This window comes from Amycolatopsis orientalis DSM 40040 = KCTC 9412 (assembly GCF_000478275.1).
GTDB classification, from domain to species: Bacteria; Actinomycetota; Actinomycetes; order Mycobacteriales; family Pseudonocardiaceae; genus Amycolatopsis; species Amycolatopsis orientalis.
Genome location: NZ_ASJB01000083.1, coordinates 359,430 through 375,052 on the forward strand (window position 1 = coordinate 359,430; position 15,623 = coordinate 375,052).

The 15,623-nt window shown below is 68.6% G+C and carries 15 protein-coding genes; 9 read left to right on the plus strand and 6 right to left on the minus strand.

All coding sequences use genetic code 11. The annotated features are described in order from the left end of the window. Positions 1–72 precede the first annotated feature (72 nt). The 8 genes from L324_RS32885 to L324_RS32920 all read left to right on the plus strand — a co-directional run bounded on the left by L324_RS32885 (position 73) and on the right by L324_RS32920 (position 7,580). Complete coding sequence (locus tag L324_RS32885) at positions 73–1,572, plus strand: glutamate-cysteine ligase family protein (protein ID WP_037317964.1); 1,500 nt, start codon at positions 73–75, stop codon at positions 1,570–1,572. A 24-nt stretch (positions 1,573–1,596) separates the two neighbouring features. Next, on the plus strand, positions 1,597–2,199 hold the full coding sequence (locus L324_RS32890; protein WP_037317966.1) for a TetR/AcrR family transcriptional regulator: 603 nt from the start codon (positions 1,597–1,599) through the stop codon (positions 2,197–2,199). 73 nt (positions 2,200–2,272) lie between these two features. Then, positions 2,273–2,941 (plus strand): biliverdin-producing heme oxygenase, encoded by a 669-nt coding sequence (locus L324_RS32895; RefSeq protein ID WP_037317968.1) that lies wholly within the window; start codon positions 2,273–2,275, stop codon positions 2,939–2,941. Between the two features lie 216 nt (positions 2,942–3,157). Beyond that, positions 3,158–3,781: a superoxide dismutase gene (locus tag L324_RS32900; RefSeq protein ID WP_037317970.1), complete on the plus strand. Its 624-nt coding sequence runs from the start codon at positions 3,158–3,160 to the stop codon at positions 3,779–3,781. A gap of 101 nt (positions 3,782–3,882) precedes the next feature. Further along, positions 3,883–4,641 (plus strand): arylamine N-acetyltransferase family protein, encoded by a 759-nt coding sequence (locus L324_RS32905; protein WP_037317972.1) that lies wholly within the window; start codon positions 3,883–3,885, stop codon positions 4,639–4,641. A 216-nt stretch (positions 4,642–4,857) separates the two neighbouring features. After that, positions 4,858–5,697 (plus strand): SDR family NAD(P)-dependent oxidoreductase, encoded by an 840-nt coding sequence (locus tag L324_RS32910; RefSeq protein ID WP_037317974.1) that lies wholly within the window; start codon positions 4,858–4,860, stop codon positions 5,695–5,697. A 160-nt stretch (positions 5,698–5,857) separates the two neighbouring features. Then, positions 5,858–6,382 carry a hypothetical protein gene (locus L324_RS32915; protein WP_037317976.1) on the plus strand — a complete coding sequence of 175 codons (525 nt, stop codon included), beginning with the start codon at positions 5,858–5,860 and terminating at the stop codon, positions 6,380–6,382. Positions 6,383–6,566: 184 nt separating this feature from the next. Continuing rightward, a complete protein-coding gene (locus L324_RS32920; protein ID WP_037317978.1) occupies positions 6,567–7,580 on the plus strand; it encodes a hypothetical protein in 1,014 nt (337 codons plus the stop codon). Here the strand turns inward: L324_RS32920 and L324_RS32925 are convergent. The 4 genes from L324_RS32925 to L324_RS32940 form a co-directional block, all read right to left on the minus strand. Continuing rightward, entirely contained in the window at positions 7,577–8,014 is a 438-nt protein-coding gene (locus L324_RS32925) for a hypothetical protein (RefSeq protein WP_037317980.1), read from the minus strand. The genes L324_RS32920 and L324_RS32925 overlap by 4 nt on opposite strands. Continuing rightward, positions 8,011–9,270 carry an MFS transporter gene (locus L324_RS32930; RefSeq protein ID WP_037317982.1) on the minus strand — a complete coding sequence of 420 codons (1,260 nt, stop codon included), beginning with the start codon at positions 9,268–9,270 and terminating at the stop codon, positions 8,011–8,013. The genes L324_RS32925 and L324_RS32930 overlap by 4 nt, the downstream gene beginning before the upstream one ends. 110 nt (positions 9,271–9,380) lie before the next feature. Further along, positions 9,381–9,812 carry a MarR family winged helix-turn-helix transcriptional regulator gene (locus L324_RS32935; protein ID WP_037317984.1) on the minus strand — a complete coding sequence of 144 codons (432 nt, stop codon included), beginning with the start codon at positions 9,810–9,812 and terminating at the stop codon, positions 9,381–9,383. A 67-nt stretch (positions 9,813–9,879) separates the two neighbouring features. Further along, positions 9,880–11,337, minus strand: a complete 1,458-nt coding sequence (locus L324_RS32940; protein WP_037317986.1) for an NCS2 family permease — start codon at positions 11,335–11,337, stop codon at positions 9,880–9,882. A gap of 81 nt (positions 11,338–11,418) precedes the next feature. On the opposite strand from L324_RS32940, the gene L324_RS32945 reads away from it, so the two are divergent. Continuing rightward, positions 11,419–11,646: a DUF2530 domain-containing protein gene (locus tag L324_RS32945; RefSeq protein WP_037317988.1), complete on the plus strand. Its 228-nt coding sequence runs from the start codon at positions 11,419–11,421 to the stop codon at positions 11,644–11,646. A gap of 72 nt (positions 11,647–11,718) precedes the next feature. On the opposite strand, the gene L324_RS32950 is transcribed toward L324_RS32945, so the two are convergent. Beyond that, positions 11,719–14,529: a sacsin N-terminal ATP-binding-like domain-containing protein gene (locus L324_RS32950; RefSeq protein WP_037317990.1), complete on the minus strand. Its 2,811-nt coding sequence runs from the start codon at positions 14,527–14,529 to the stop codon at positions 11,719–11,721. Then, the gene (locus L324_RS32955; protein ID WP_037317992.1) at positions 14,519–15,601 is read right to left on the minus strand and encodes a DUF3027 domain-containing protein; all 1,083 of its coding nucleotides are present in this window, start codon (positions 15,599–15,601) and stop codon (positions 14,519–14,521) included. The genes L324_RS32950 and L324_RS32955 overlap by 11 nt, the downstream gene beginning before the upstream one ends. Between the last annotated feature and the right edge of the window lie 22 nt (positions 15,602–15,623).

Below are 15,623 nucleotides of genomic sequence, written 5' to 3' on the forward strand. Positions count from 1 at the left end.
TGAAACCGTTGGGCCGCCTGGCAGTCCCGCCTGGAACCCCGCGGATCGTGGCCAATGAGGAGCTCGACGAACATGGGTAAGGATCTTTCGGCGGACCCGTTCAAACCGCAGGATCGCGGACGGTACCGCCGGAAGGTCCAGCGCTGCCTCGACACCCTCGCCCGTATGCTCACGGACGGGAGTTTTTCCTTCCCGCGCAAGAACATCGGGCTCGAGGTCGAACTCAATCTCGTCGACGAGGAGATGCGCCCGTCGATGACGAACACGCTGGTGCTCGAAGCGCTGAACGATCCGTCCTTCACCACCGAGCTCGGCCAGCACAATCTGGAGCTCAACGTGCCGCCGCGGCCGCTGGCGGGCGAGTCCGCGCTCCAGCTGGAGGACGATCTCCGCGCGTACCTGGGCGCCGCCTCGCGCAAGGCCGAGGAATCCGGCGCCTCGCTGGCGATGATCGGCATCCTCCCCACGCTGCGACACGAGCACTTCGACCAGAAGTGGCTCACCAACAACGCCCGGTATTCGCTGCTCAACGACCGGATCTTCGCCGCGCGCGGCGAGCGCACCGTGCTCTCGATGGAGGGCGCGCCGCTGCCCGGCAGGCAGCCCGAGCGGCTGCGCAGTTACTCCGAATCGATCCTCCCCGAGGCCGCCTGTACCTCGGTCCAGCTGCACCTGCAGGTCGCGCCGGAGGAGTTCGCGGCGCATTGGAACGCGGCGCAGGCGCTGGCGGGCGTGCAGATCGCGATCGGCGCGAACTCACCGTTCCTGCTCGGCAAGGCGCTCTGGCACGAAACCCGGATCCCGCTGTTCCTGCAGGCCACGGACACCCGGCCGGAGGAGCTGAAGAACCAGGGCGTCCGGCCGAGGGTGTGGTTCGGCGAGCGGTGGATCACCTCGATCTTCGACCTGTTCGAGGAGAACGTCCGGTATTTCCCGGGGCTGCTGCCCGAGACCGACACCGAGGACCCGATCGAAGCGCTCGACTCCGGCCAGGCCCCGAAGCTCAGCGAGCTGCGGATGCACAACGGCACCGTCTGGCGCTGGAACCGCCCGGTCTACGACGTCGTCGACGGCCTGCCGCATCTGCGGGTGGAGAACCGCGTGCTGCCCGCCGGTCCGACCGTCGTCGACATGGTCGCGAACGCCGCCTTCTTCTACGGCGCGCAGCGGGCCTTGGCCGAGGCCGACCGTCCAGTGTGGACACAGATGTCGTTCCAGGCGGCGGAGGAGAACATGTACGCGGGCGCGCGCCGGGGGTTCGACGCGCAGCTGTACTGGCCGGGTATCGGCTGGATCCCGCCGGACGAGCTGGTGCTGCGGGTCCTGCTCCCCCTGGCACACGAGGGATTACGCCGATCGGATGTCTCCGACGAGGCGAGAGAGCGTTATCTGGGCATCATCGAGCAGCGGTGCCTGACCAGGCGGACCGGTTCGGCGTGGCAGCGGGAGTACGTCCTGCGCGCGGAGGAGCGCGGCGCCGAACGGGAGACCGCGCTGAACCGGATGCTGCACCGGTACCTGGAGCTGTCGGCCACCGAGACGCCGGTGCACACCTGGTCGCTGGAGGCTTAGAGTTTCCCTCCAGGGAGGTGACTCGTGCCCAAGATCATCGGCCGGTCGCTGGAGGAACACCGGCGCGAGGTCCGCAGCAGGGTGTTCGACGTCCTGCGCGGGCAGCTGTACGAGCGCGGATTCGACGCGATCACGCTCGCGGGTGTCGCCGCCGAGGCGGGCCTCGGCCGGACGGCGATGTACAACCACTTCCCCGACAAGGAAAGCCTGTTGGTCGCCTTCGTCGAGGACGAGGCGACGCGGTACGTCGAACGGCTGAAAGCGGCCGTCGCGACCGCCGACACCCCGGTCGCGAAGCTGGCGACGTTCGTCCGGCTGCAACTGCGGGTGCTGGCCGAGTACCACCTGCCGCCCGGGACGGCGCTCGCGTCGGCACTGGCGCCCGCCGCGTACCGGCGGATCAGCGCGCACGCCGACCCGATCACCGACCAGCTTCGCGAAATCCTCGCCGTGGGCGTGCCGGACGAGGATCCGGAGCTGATGATCCCGATGATCACGGCCGCACTGGGCAGCCGCCAGGTCGTCGACGTACCACCCGAACGGCTGGACGACACGATCGAAGGAGCCGTCCGGTTCGTGCTCAGGGCGGTGGGGATGGCGGACGACGGGGGAAACCTTGAGAATTAGGGTGGCCTAACCCGTAGTTGTGCCTTACGCTCTTTCTGACAGCATGTCAGATCGATGCTTGGAGGCTCTTTCCATGCCGGTGACCACCGACGTCGAATCCGGGCCCTTCTCCGCGACCCTGCGCGCCTCCACCCTGCCCGCTCACGAGCGGGCCAACCACTCCGTGTACATGAACGCGCTGCTCGGGGGCGAACTCTCGCTCGAGGGGTACACCCGGCTGGCCGTCCAGTACTACTTCATCTACCAGGCCATCGAGCGTGCCGCCGACAAGCTGGCGAAGGATCCCGTAGCGGGCAAGTTCGTCTTCGAGGAGCTGCGACGGCTGCCCAGCCTGGAACGCGATCTCGAACACCTCGTCGGCCCGGACTGGCGCGAGACCGTCCGCCCGCTGCCCTCGACCGAGCGGTACGCGCGGCGCGTGGCCGAGGCGTCGAACTGGTCCGGCGGCTTCGTGGCCCACCACTACACGCGCTACCTCGGCGACATCGCCGGCGGCCAGGTCATCCGGCGGCTGCTGGAGCGCAAGTACGGGGTGAGCGAGGCGGGTTCGCTGTTCTACCACTTCGACCAGCTGGGCAGCGCGCCCAAGTTCCGGGACGACTACCGCGAACGGCTGAACTCGGCGCCGTGGACCGAGGACGAGCGCGCGCGGTTGATCGACGAGGCGATCGAGGCCTTCGAGTGCAACATCGCGGTGTTCGACGAGCTGGCGGGCGAGCTGGACTCCTATCGGGCGGCCTGATCCGGGCGGGTGACGGCCGAGATCGCCGTCACACCTCGTTGACCTCCACCTAACTGGAGCTAGCAGGGTGGGTTTCAAGCGGTCGCCCTAACGGGTACAGCCGCTACGGACGGGTCGTTCCACCTGGGAAGAAACGCGGCGCCCCGGTCGCCGCAAACGGGTGAAGACGACTAAGTTCGTCACTGGAAGCTTGTGTCGAAGAAAGAAGGAGGGCCGATGGCCCGCTACGTGCTCCCCGATCTCGACTATGACTACAGCGCCCTGGCGCCGCACATCTCGGGCGAGATCAACGAGCTGCACCACAGCAAGCACCACGCGACCTACGTCAAGGGCGCGAACGACACGCTCGACAAGATCGCCGAAGCCCGTGAGGCCGGCAATTTCGGCGACATCGTCGGCCTGCAGACGACGCTGGCGTTCCACCTCGCGGGACACGCCAACCACGTCGTGTGGTGGAAGATCCTCTCCCCGGAAGGCGGCGACAAGCCGACCGGCGAACTGGCCTCCGCGATCGACGAGGCGTTCGGCTCCTTCGACAAGTTCAAGGCGCAGTTCACCGCGGTCGCCACCACGATCCAGGGCAACGGCTGGGCCGCCCTCTCCTGGGACCCGATCGGCAAGACGCTGATCACCCAGCAGCTGCGCGACCACCACAACAACCTGGTCCTGCCGACCACGCCGATCCTGCTGGTCGACGTCTGGGAGCACGCGTTCTACCTGGACTACAAGAACGTGAAGCCGAAGTACGTCGAGGCCCTGTGGAACATCTTCAACTGGGCTGAGATCTCCAAGCGGTTCGACAACGCCGTCGCCGGTGGCAACGGCCTGCTGCTCGGCTGACTTCTCACCACGAAGCGGGGCTCTCCCTTCCGGGGAGGGCCCCGTTCTTCGTTTTCGGCGAAGCTTGACCTCCAGCGAAGTCGAGGTGCCAAGGTGAACACATGGACGTCGACGCATACCTCGATCGCCTCGATCTGGACCGGCCCGCCACCGCGGACGTCGCCGCACTGCGGGTCCTGCAGGAACGCCACCTCGCGGTGGTGCCGTTCGAAAACCTGAGCATCCACCTCGGCGAGCCGATCGTCCTGGACGTCGACGCGCTGTTCGACAAGATCGTGCGGCGGCGCCGCGGCGGCTTCTGTTACGAGCTGAACGGCCTGTTCGCCGCGCTGCTGCGGGAGCTGGGATTCGACGTCACCCTGAAGTCCGCGAAGGTGTTCCGGCCGGACGGCACCCTGGGGCCGCCGTTCGACCACGCGACGATCCGCGTCGACCTGGACGAGCCGTGGCTGGCCGACGTCGGCTTCGGCCGGTTCAGCCGGTTTCCGCTGCGACTGACCGCCACCGAGGCGCAGGCCGACCCGGACGGCGAGTTCCTGATCCTCGACGCGCCTTACGGCGACACCGACGTCCTGCTGGAGGGCAAGCCCCAGTTCCGCATCGAACAGCGTTCGCGGGACCTGGACGAATTCGTCCCGACGGCGTTCTGGCAGTCGACGTCGCCGGATTCGCACTTCACGCGGAAACCGGCCTGTTCACTGCCGGGCGAACACGGCCGCGTCACGCTGGCGGGCGACAAGCTCATCGTCACGACCCATGGTGTCCGCGAGGAGACCGAACTTTCGGGCGACCAGGACATCCTCGACGCTTACCGGAAGGAGTTCGGGATCGAACTCGACCGGGTGCCGGGACGGCCTTGACCGGATCGGCGGGGTCATCGACCATGAACCCCCGGCATGAACGAAGCCCCGCCTCCGGGGGTAACCCGGCTGCGGGGCTTCGTCCGTTCCCGAACTGACTGCCGCTCCCACCACGAAGCGGACATGTATGAGGTTAGCCTAACCTCATCTTCCCGGGCAAGGGGTACGGCCGGGAGACGCCGATCTCACCCATATGAGTGACGGCAGACTGTTTCCATGAGTCTTCTGACTGGCAAAGCCGTGGTGATCACCGGCTCCGGACAGGGCCTGGGCAGGGCTTTCGCACGGCACGCCGCCGCGCACGGGGCCGCGGTCGTGGTGAACGACGTGGACGCCGACCTCGCGCACGAGGTCGCGGGCGAGATCCGCGCGCGGGGCGGGCGCGCCGTGTCCCATGTCGGCTCGGTCGCCGATCCCGGACAGGCTGCCGGGCTGATCGACCGGTGCGTCACCGAGTTCGGCACGCTCGACGGCCTGGTCAACAACGCCGGCGTCAACTACCGCGCCGATCCCTGGGACGACGACCCCGTCCGGATGCGCGAGGTGGTCGAGGTCAACGTGCTGGGCCCGCTGTTCTGTGGGACGGCGGCGGCGAAGGTGCTGCGCGAGCGGGGCGGCGGCGTGATCGTGAACGTGGGCTCCGGCTCGATGATCGGCCAGCGGCGCGCGGCCGCGTACTCGGCCTCGAAGGGCGCCGTCGCCTCCATGACCGCCTCGTGGGCGGCCGACCTGACCGCGCACGGTATCCGCGTCAACGCCGTCGCGCCGGTGGCCTGGACGCGGATGGCGTGGAACGACCCGAGCGTCGTCCAGACCCCGCAGCACTCGCCGGACAGGGTGGCTCCGCTGGTGACATACCTGCTCAGCGACCTTTCGGCGGGGATCACCGGGCAGATCCTGCGGTTCCGCGGCGACATCCTGTGCGTACTGCGCCAGACAGCGATCAAGGACCCCGTCCTCGAACGGGAAGCGTGGACCGTCGAAGACATCGCGAACGCCCTCGACGGGGACCTGAAGGAGGCGCTGGAGCCTCCTCCCACGTCCCGATGGAAGTAGCCGCTCCGCTGGGTCTCGTGAGTGGTAATGACGGTTAGAACCATCATTACCACTCACGAGGAGGTCCCGATACGCGAAGTGCGGCAGCTTTTGTTCACGCGCAAGGGCATCACCCTCAGCCGGTGCTCTTCCTGTCGGTCCTCCCCGGAACAATGACCGGATGACCAGCCACGTGTTCGTCGACGAGAGCAAGGAAGGCGGCTATCTGGTAACGGCCGCCGCTCTGTTCTCCGGCGATCTCGCGTCCGCCCGGCGCGCCATGCGAAGTCTGGTGCTTCCGGGGCAACGCCGTCTGCATTTCACCCATGAGAGCGACGGACGCCGGAAACGTATTCTGGACGCCATCACCGAACTCGGGCCGAAAGTGACGATCTACGACGCTTCCGCTCATCATCGGCGCCGTCAGCGTGAAGCGTGCCTTGACGCGCTGGTCGAGAACCTCGCGAGTATCGGGACACGAATGCTGGTTCTGGAAAGCGACGAGTCGATCGTGGAGCTGGACAGGAAGACGCTCTACCGATCCGTCCGGAGGCACGGATGTCACGAGATCCTGGAATACCGGCACCTGCGCGCGTTCGAGGAACCGCTGCTCGCCGTCCCGGACGCGCTCGCCTGGTGCTGGCAACGTGGCGGTCATTGGAAGACCCGGGTGCGGGAGATGGTGGAAGAGATCCGAACCGTATGAGGTCCGGATACGCGAAACCCGGCCCACCCACCGTCCGGAAGGCTGCCGGGTCCACTTCGCCGGTTTACTAACCAACGCTGACGGAAAGTCTACCGCACCCCCTTCCCGAAGGCCCACCCTCGGATCCACCCATCGGGTTGGCGTTTCGCCGGACACCGGGCCGCCGACGAGCTAGCTTCACCCCGTGGCCACCCCGAACGACTACCGCCGGATCACGCGCAAGACCGACCGTCCGATGTGGATCTGGGCGGGCTGCGCGCTGACGAGCGTCCTCCTGCTGTTCGGCGTGGGCATCTTCGTCGCGATCACCGTGCTGAACAAGGACGACGAGCCCCAGGGCAAGCTCCCCGACGTCTGGCCGTCCAAGACCGGCGAGGCGCTCCGCCCGGTCCCGATGCCGACGGGCGAGATGGTGGCCGCGCTGACCGACGACACCGGCGCGCAGGTGCTGTGCCAGGCGATCCCGGAGCAGCGCTGGGAGGAGATCCTCGGCGGCCGGACGCTGCGGGAGGCGGGCGGCTCCTGCCACGCGGTCACCGCGGACCTCGACGTCAGCGCGCGGATGATCCCCGCGCTGCCCGAGGACACCAGCCAAGGAAGGCCCGCGAAGACCACCGTCGCGGGCAAGCTCGGAGTCATCGCCACCGACAAGGACGGCACCAGCCTGAGCGTCGAACTGGTCGAGATCGCCCCGCACAACGGCGCCTCGCCGGTGCTGAACGTCTCCGTGCGTTCCAGGGTCGCCAAGAGCCCCGAAACCGAGGGCAAGGCGAAAGCCCTCGCCGAGGCGCTGATCGCCGGAGCGACGCCGCCCGGACCCAAGTTGCCGAAAATCGGCGACGACGGCGAAATCCCGCTGCAAACTGTCGAGCCCGGCCCGATCAAGGACAAACCCCTGCCGGTGATCTCGTGGCTGCTGTGCGGCGAACTGGGCCGCGCGCTCGGTGTCCCGGCAGACAAGGCGAAACCCGTCTTTTTCGCCGCTTGCGAGGTGAACGGGGTGACCGCGGACTACAGCGAGCGGTCCTCGGTCGTCCATCCGACCACGAGCATCGCCGGATTGCCCGCGCAGGTCGCCGACGGGTCCGTCGTCGTGCAGCTCACCGGCGATCCGGACGGGCAGACGCTGAAGTTCAAGGGCACCGGCGACCTTCAGAACCTCGCCGAGAAGGTGGTTCCGCCGCTGCTCGGCCGTTAGGCCCGGTAGTTCGACAGCAGATCGTCGAGGAGGGTCTCGTACGCCTTCCGGTCGAAACGGGCCCCGGTGAACTTGTACTCCCCCGACGGATCGAACGGTTCGTAGTCGTACTGCCAGCCGAAAGCCCGCCACTCGACCCAGTCCTCGCCGAGGACGACCTCGACGCTGTAAGCGCCACAACCGAGGTCGCCACACAGCGGGCACATCAGCAGCGCGACGCGTCCGTCGTCGAAATGGCCGGGCAGGTAGCCCAGCATCCGCGAAAGCGTCTCGACCGCCGACTCGCGCCAACGCTCGTCATCCAGGAACAACGGCGTCTGGTGCTGTGTGGGCTCCATCGAACGCAGGGCGACGCCGTCGATCGTCCAGTCCAGGAACCGGGCCTCACCGTCGTTCCACGAAGTCACCGCCGGCTCGACCCCTAGTGTGTTCACACGCGCTCCCGCTTCAGTACGCGCAGCCCGTTGCCGAAGCGCCGCACCGGAAGGCGCACTCCGCCGCGCCGGATCAGCACGATAGCGCACACCACCGCGGCGAGCGCCGAGATCGCGCCGCCGATGTAGAACGGCGAGCGTCCACCGAAGGCGTCGGCCATCCAGCCGGTCATCGGGCCGCCGATGGGGTTGCCGCCGATCAGCACCAGGACGTACAGGCCCATCACGCGGCCGCGCATCTCCGGGCTGACCGCGGTCTGCACGAGCGCGTTCGCCGTGTTCAAAAACGTGATGGTGGCGAAGCCCAGCGGGATCAGCGCGAGACCGAAACTCAGATACGTCGGCATGAACGCGGTGATCATCTCGAACGCGCCGAGCAGGAACGCCGAGATCAGCAGCAGCCGCACCCGGGGACCACCGCGGGTGTTGCGGCGGGCCGACATCAGCGCGCCGGTGAAGGTGCCGACGGCGACCAGTGTCGACAGGAGACCGTAGCCGTCGGCGTTGGTGTGGAAGACGTTCGCGGCGACGATGGGCAGCGAGGTGAAGTACGTGATGCCGAACGTGCTCACGAAGAACACCAGCACCATCACCGTCATCAGGTCACTGCGCCGCCGGACGTAGCGCAGCCCTTCGACCAGTTGCCCCTTCTCCCGCGGGATGGCCGGGCCGCGGAAGAGCTTGTCCGGGTTCATCATCGCCAGCGCGGCGATGACGGCACCGGTGCTCAGCGCGTTCGCGATGAACAGCCAGCCGGTACCGACCCAGGTGATCGCGAAACCCGCGATGGCCGGGCCGACGATTCGGGCCATGTTGAAGATCGAGGAGTTGAGCGCGACGGCGTTCGTGACCTTGTCCCTGCCGACCATCTCGGCGACGAACGACTGCCGCGCGGGCACTTCCAGCGACGCCGTACAGCCGAGGGTGAAGCAGAGGACGTAGACCTGCCAAAGGGCCGCGATGCCGCTCAGGTCGAGCACACCGAGGACGACGGCCTGTGCCAGCACCGCGATCTGGATACCGATCAGCAGGCGCCGCTTGTCGACGCGGTCGGCCAGCACCCCGGCCCACAGCGAGAGGAACAACGTCGGCGCGAACTGCAGCGCGACCGCGATGCCGAGCGCGATCGGGTCGTTGCCGCTGAGGGTGAACACCAGCCAGTCCTGCGCGATGCGCTGCATCCAGGTGCCGATGTTCGAGATGACCTGGCCGGTGAAGAAGAGCCGGTAGTTCCGCACCCGCAGCGAAGAGAACATGCCGCCGCGCGGTTTCCCACGGCTCGGAGAGGGTGGCGGTGGAGCGGGTTCGCGGGTAGCGGTGGTCTTGGAAGGACACTGTGTTTCGCTACCCGTGGTCGTCACCGCTGTTAGTTCCCCGCCATCCTGTCGATGATCTCGGCGGCGCGAGAGAGCACTTCGCGTTCCTCGGCGCTCAACTCCGCCAACTGTTTGTCCAGCCAGATCTCCCGCGCCGTGATCTGCTCGATCACGTAGGCCCGGCCGCGGTCCGACAACTCGACGATGGCCTGGCGGCCGTCCGTCGGATGCGGCCTGCGCTCGACGTAACCCATCTCTTCGAGCGCGGCGATCACCCTCGTCATCGACGGGGGCTGGACGCCTTCCTTCGCGGCGAGCTGGCCAGGGGTCAGCGCGCCGCATTTGTGCAGTGTGGACAACGCGGACACCTGGGTCAGCGAGATGCCGTCACCGGCGCGCTGTGCCCGTAGCCGGCGATTGAGCCGCACCACCGCGAGACGCAGGCGGCTCGCCAGTGAGCGCTCGTGCGTGTCTCCGGACATATAGTTAGCATACCTCACGATCGGCTCGCGGGCCCGTGAGATCGCCCACGGGTGACAAAAGCGCAGGTCAGCTGAACGCGGCCTGGATGGGGCCGACGGCGAAGTAGGCCACGAACATCACCGCGATGGCCCACATCAGCGGGTGCACGCCCTTCGCCTTCCCGGTGACCGCGCGGATGACGACGTAGCTGACGAAGCCCGCGCCGATACCGTTCGCGATCGAGTAGGTGAACGGCATGACCACGATGGTCAGGAACGCGGGCAGCGCGACGGTGAAGTCGGAGAAGTCGATCTCCTTGACCTGGCTCATCAGCAGCGCGCCCACGACCACCAGCGCCGGAGCCGCGGCCTCGACCGGGACGACCTGGTAGAGCGGGGTCAGGAACATCGCCGCGATGAAGAGCACGCCGGTGACGACGTTCGCGAGCCCCGTCCTGGCGCCTTCGGCGATACCGGACGCGGACTCGACGTAGACGGTGTTCGAACTCGACGAAGCGAAGCCGCCGGCCGCGCCCGCGAGGCCGTCGACGAACAGGGCCTTGCCGACGTTCGGGAGCTTGCCGTCCACCGGGAGGAGATCCGCCTCCTTGGCCAGCCCGGTCATCGAACCCATGGTGTCGAAGAAGTCCGCGAGCACCAGGGTGAACACGAGCAGCACCACGGTGATGATCGGCAACCGCGTCCACGCGCCGAAGGAGATGTCGCCGACCAGCGAGAGATCCGGCAGGCCGAGGACCTGATCGGGCAGCGCCGGGTAGCCGAGGTTCCAGCCCTGCGGGTTGACCCCCTTGGACGGGCCGACCTTCGTGATCGACTCGACGACGATCGCCAGCACGGTCGAGGCGAGCACGCCGATCAGGATCGCGCCCTTGACCCGCTTCGCGACCAGGATGCCGGTGACCAGCAGGCCGACGACGAACACCACGGTCGGCCACGACGCGATCGAGCCGTTGATACCGAGCCCGACCGGCACGGTGGTCTTCGCGTCGTCCGGGACCCGCCGGACGAATCCGGCGTCGACCAGGCCGATCAGGGTGATGAACAGGCCGATGCCGACGGCGATCGCGGATTTGAGCTGCGGGGGCACGGCGTTGAACACCGCCGTGCGGATCCCGGCGAACACCAGCAGGACGATGACCAGACCCTCGATCACCACCAGACCCATCGCCTCGGGCCAGGTCATCTGCGAGGCGAGGGTGACCGCGACCAGGCTGTTGATGCCGAGGCCGGTGGCGATGGCGAACGGGTAGTTCGCGACGAGGCCCATGATGATGGTCAGCACGCCCGCGACCAGCGCGGTCACCGCGGCGACCTGCGGGACCGGGAGGATGTTGCCGACGACGTCCTTGTGCGCGCCGGCGTCGGAAGCGGAGAAGCTGCCGATGATCAGCGGGTTGAGGACCACGATGTAGGCCATCGTGAAGAAGGTGACGATCCCGCCGCGGATCTCGCGCCCCGGCGTCGAGCCGCGCTCGCTGATCTTGAAGTACCGGTCCAGTGTGGACCGGGTGCGCTGCTCCGCCATCGCGTACCAACCCTTCGCCCGTTGCCGGGTACCCTTCCCCACGTGGGCGAATCGATCAATTCCGGGGAAGTAAACGGTTCATTGCGGCATACGCCGGAGCTGCCGAAGCGGCTGACCGATCTGACGCCGGTCGTGATCGTAGGTACCTCGCTCTGGGCCGTCGCGACGGTGGTCCTGTTCTTTGTGACCGACGGCATCTGGGTCCAGACGTCGTTCTCCGGCGTCGTGCTCGGCTTCATCGGCCTCGCGATCATCGCCTGGCAGCGCGCCGCCGCCCGCCGCGGCTCCCGCGGCGCCCAGCGCTTCTGACCCCCATGCGTTTCGTCCTCTGGATGCGGTACTTGCGTGTGCAAGGACCGCATCCAGAGGACGAAACGCGTTTCAGTTCAGGAGGGCGGCGGGTGAGGGGTCCTCGAGCAGGGCAGTGAGGACGTGCCGGTCGGCCCACCGATCGGTGGCCCACGCGAAGGCGCGACCGAGTCCTTCGGGGGTGTCGGCGGCGTGCAGCCTGCCGTCGGACCACCAGGCGACGTCGTGCTCGGCGTCCTCGAAGGCCACCGTCAGCGTCTCGTGCAGCAGCACCCCGCCGTCGGGGAGTTCGACGCCCAGCTGATCGGCGGCCAGCCGGAGCGCGGAAAGCTCCGTCCACGGCACGTACTCGCCGTCTTCGGTGACCTTGGCGTCGAGGCCGCTCGCCACCGGCAGGTCCAGCAGCTCCGCCAGCGCCCCGGCGCCGCTCGCCGTGACGACCATCCGGTCCGGCGCGAGCACGGCGGCGAACCACGGGACGTCGAGGACGACGGCGTTCCCGGCGTCGGCGGCCGAACCGTCCGCGACCCGGACGCGATCCGGTGCGTCGATGTCCGAAGTGGACTCGGCGAGTACGGCGTGGGCTCGGGACGCGAGGCCCGGACTCACCTTGCGCTCGGGATCGCCCAACCGCTCCAGCAGATCCTCGACGTCTTCGGCGTCCGTCCCCAATTCCGTCCTGACTCCGGCGGCGAGCAGGATTTCCTTGCTCAGCCCCGAATCCGGCACGACGTCGTAGAGCCCGGTCAGCGCTGCGGCTTCCGGCATCCGCCAATCAAGCGGGGCGTGCCCGTCGAGCAACGCGTAACGCGCGAGCCACCAGCCGGTGTGGCCGCCGGGTTCGGTGAGGGCACGCCAGGTTTCCGGGCGGGCCGCGAGCAGCCGCAGCGCCTCGGACCAGGCGTCGTCGGCGACGAGGTCGAGATCGCGGACGGCGAGCACCCGTGACGGCGGCCGCTCCCGCGAGTCCCACCAGTCGTGTTCGTCGGGCAGGCCGTGGTCGGGTTCCAGCGGATCGTCGTCGGCGACGATCGCGAACGTGTCGAGGACGCCGACCGCGACGAGCGTGGCCACCGGCCAGTCCTCGGCGAATTCCTCGTCCAGCACGGACAAGGCGCCGTCCTCTTCGAACACCTCGGGGTCGAAGATGTCGCCCAGCGGCGACGTGGGCAGCACGAGTTCGTCCGCGCGCCGCCAGCCGTCCTCGCTCGGGAGTGCCAGCGCACCGGCCCATTCGGGGGCGTCGTCGCCGACCTCGGCGATCAGGCGGAGCACCGCGCCCGCGAGCGCCATACCGTCCAAACCGGACCGGACGTCTTCGACGCTGCGTTCGACGGCGGCACTCAGCGCGTCCGCTTCGAGCAGGTCGCTCGCCTCGGCGTGCCGGGCACCCAGGCGCTCCAGCAACGGATGCGCGGCGGCGGGATGCACGAGCCGGAGGCCGAGAATGTCCACATCGGACAGGAGTTCGAGCAGTTCCGCCGAACCGCCTACGAGCAGCGCGTCACGCACACCGGGCAACGTGCGGCCGTCCGACATCGGTACCGGCAAGGCGCCGAGGTCGTCCTTGGTGAGGTCGTGCGCTTCGAGCGCCGGGAGCAGCACGTCGTAGAGCGAATGCCACCACGAGGGCTCGCGCTGGACCCCGGTCAGCAGCTCGATGGCCTCGGCGGGCGAAAGCGACCGCGCGCCGACGGCACGAAGGTCCACACCGGACAGCGAAACCAAGCCAGGCACCAGGTCGGCCAGGAGTGGCGCGAGGCCCGGCACGTCGACCGTCAGCACCCGGGCCCGGCGGCCGGGCAGGTCGTCGCCTTCCTGCGCCGGGAGCCACGGAAGCGCGGCGAGATTCTCCAAAATGGACTCGCGCAGCGTTCCGTCCACAGTGGAACGCGGGAAGGAGGCGGCGGGAACGAGGGTCAGCCGCTCCTTGGCGGGCAAGGAACAGACGAGGTCGACATACTCCCGCGCGGCGTTCTTCAGCGCCGCCGTCAGATCCGGCCCCGGCAGCGCGCGGCGGCGCGACGGTTCGATCGGCAGCGTCGCGATCAGCCTCGCGGGCAAGGAAAGTTCGTCGTCGGTGGGGGTCGGCGCGTGCAGGACGTCTTCGCCGAGCGGCCGCGGCGAACCGGCTTCGTCCAGCGGGACCGCCCAGACGACCTCGCCGCGATGGACCTGCCAGTGGTCGGCGGAACCGTCCGGCGACGTCAGCTGGACGACGCCGTCACCGAGATCGATACGGCGCCGGACGCCGCCTTCGATCTCGATGCTTTCCAGCCAGGACAAGGTGAGCAGGAGATCACCGGCGTCGTTCGCCAGGTCGGCCAGCAAGGCCGGGAGATCGACGCCGTCGCGCACCGGCAACCGGACCTCGGTGGTGAAACCTTCGGGGACGGGCGGTTCGTCGTCCCGGACCGGCCACGGAAGCCGGAGGACCGGGACATCGCCGGCGCGGGCGGCCTCGGCACGCGTGCGCTCCGCCGAGAAGGTGACCCCGCCGGTCGTCGAAACGATCCGCGGTGCGTCGGAAACCGTGAGCACGGCGGCGAACCCGACGCCGAACCGGCCGACCGTCTCGTCACCTTTACCGGAAGCACGAAGGGAGGCAAGGGATTCGACGCCGCAGGCGTCCAGCGGCGCACCCGTGTTGGCGAACCTCAGCTCACCGTCCACAACGGACACCCGGAGCCTGCCGGGTTCCCCTGCCGCCAAGGCGGCGTCGGCGGCGTTCTGCGCGAGTTCGACGAACAGCCGATCCCGGTAGCCGCCGACACGCAGGTCGTTCTCGGTGTTCGTGTCCTCGGTGAACCGCGTCGGCGAATCAGCCCACGCGCGCAGGACGGCGGCGCGTAACCGCTCGGTGCCGAACGGGTCAGTGCTCACTGGCGCTTTCGGCTTCGACCTGCGCTTCGTCGGCGGTGGCCTCGGTGCTCTCAGCGCTCTCGGTGTTCTCGGTGCTTTCGGCGACGGCCTCGGCGGTCTCCGGCTCGACTTCGGGCTGGACCTCGGCGGTCTCGGGCACCTCGGCGACCGGGGCCTCGGCCTCGTCGACCACCGGTGCCTCGGCGGTCTCGACCTCCGAGGTCTCCGGCTCGGAGACCTCAGGTGTCTCTGACTCGGGCTCGGGCGTTTCCGCTACCTCGGCCACGACCTCGGCCTCGGTCCCGGCCGCGGGCTCGGGCTCGGCCGGTGCTTCCGGTGCGGCCTCGTAGTCGATGAGCGAGTCGTCGTAGACCAGTTCCGCCACCGGCACCGACGAGGTCACCTCGACCTCGATCTCGGAATGCGCGCCGCAGCCGTACTCGACGTCGACGACGTGGCCGTCCGCCGGGGAGATGTCATTGGTGCACGCACCGAAGGCCGCGCTGAGCGATCCCGCGAGCGGCACGAAGAACCCGCAGCTCCCGCAGACGTCCGGTGCGCTGCGCGCCATATCCGACCGGGGGCCGAATTCGCCGCCGTGCCAGCGGGCGGCGGCGTCGAGCCTGCCGTACCGGGAGAGCACGTGGACCCGGCCGAGGCCGGTCTCCATGGCGACCTCTTCGACCGCGGGGTCGTCGGACGCCAGGTACGCCGGAGCGAGCCGCGGATCGTCCTTCTCCACCGGGAAGATGTCGCCGACACCCAGGTCGCCCGCCTGCACGCGGCGGTCCCACGGCACCCACGCCGGGGCGACCCGTGCCTCCGGACCCGGGATGAGCACGACCTCGCTGACCGTGACCGGCTGGTCCTCGCCTGCCAGCGCGACCGTCACCGACCAGCGCCAGCCCCGATAACCCGACACGGTCGCCTCGAACAGGTGACTCGCGGAAACCGCGTCCTCACGTTCGACGCCGACGTGCGCGCCGACCTGATCGGGACCGGCGTCCGCCAGCACCGCCTCGCGGGCGAGATCGACCGCCTCGGCGAGTTTGCGCTGGATAGAGCCGTCGTCCAGGGTCAACAGCAGGGTCATACCCCCATTCTGCCGCACGCGA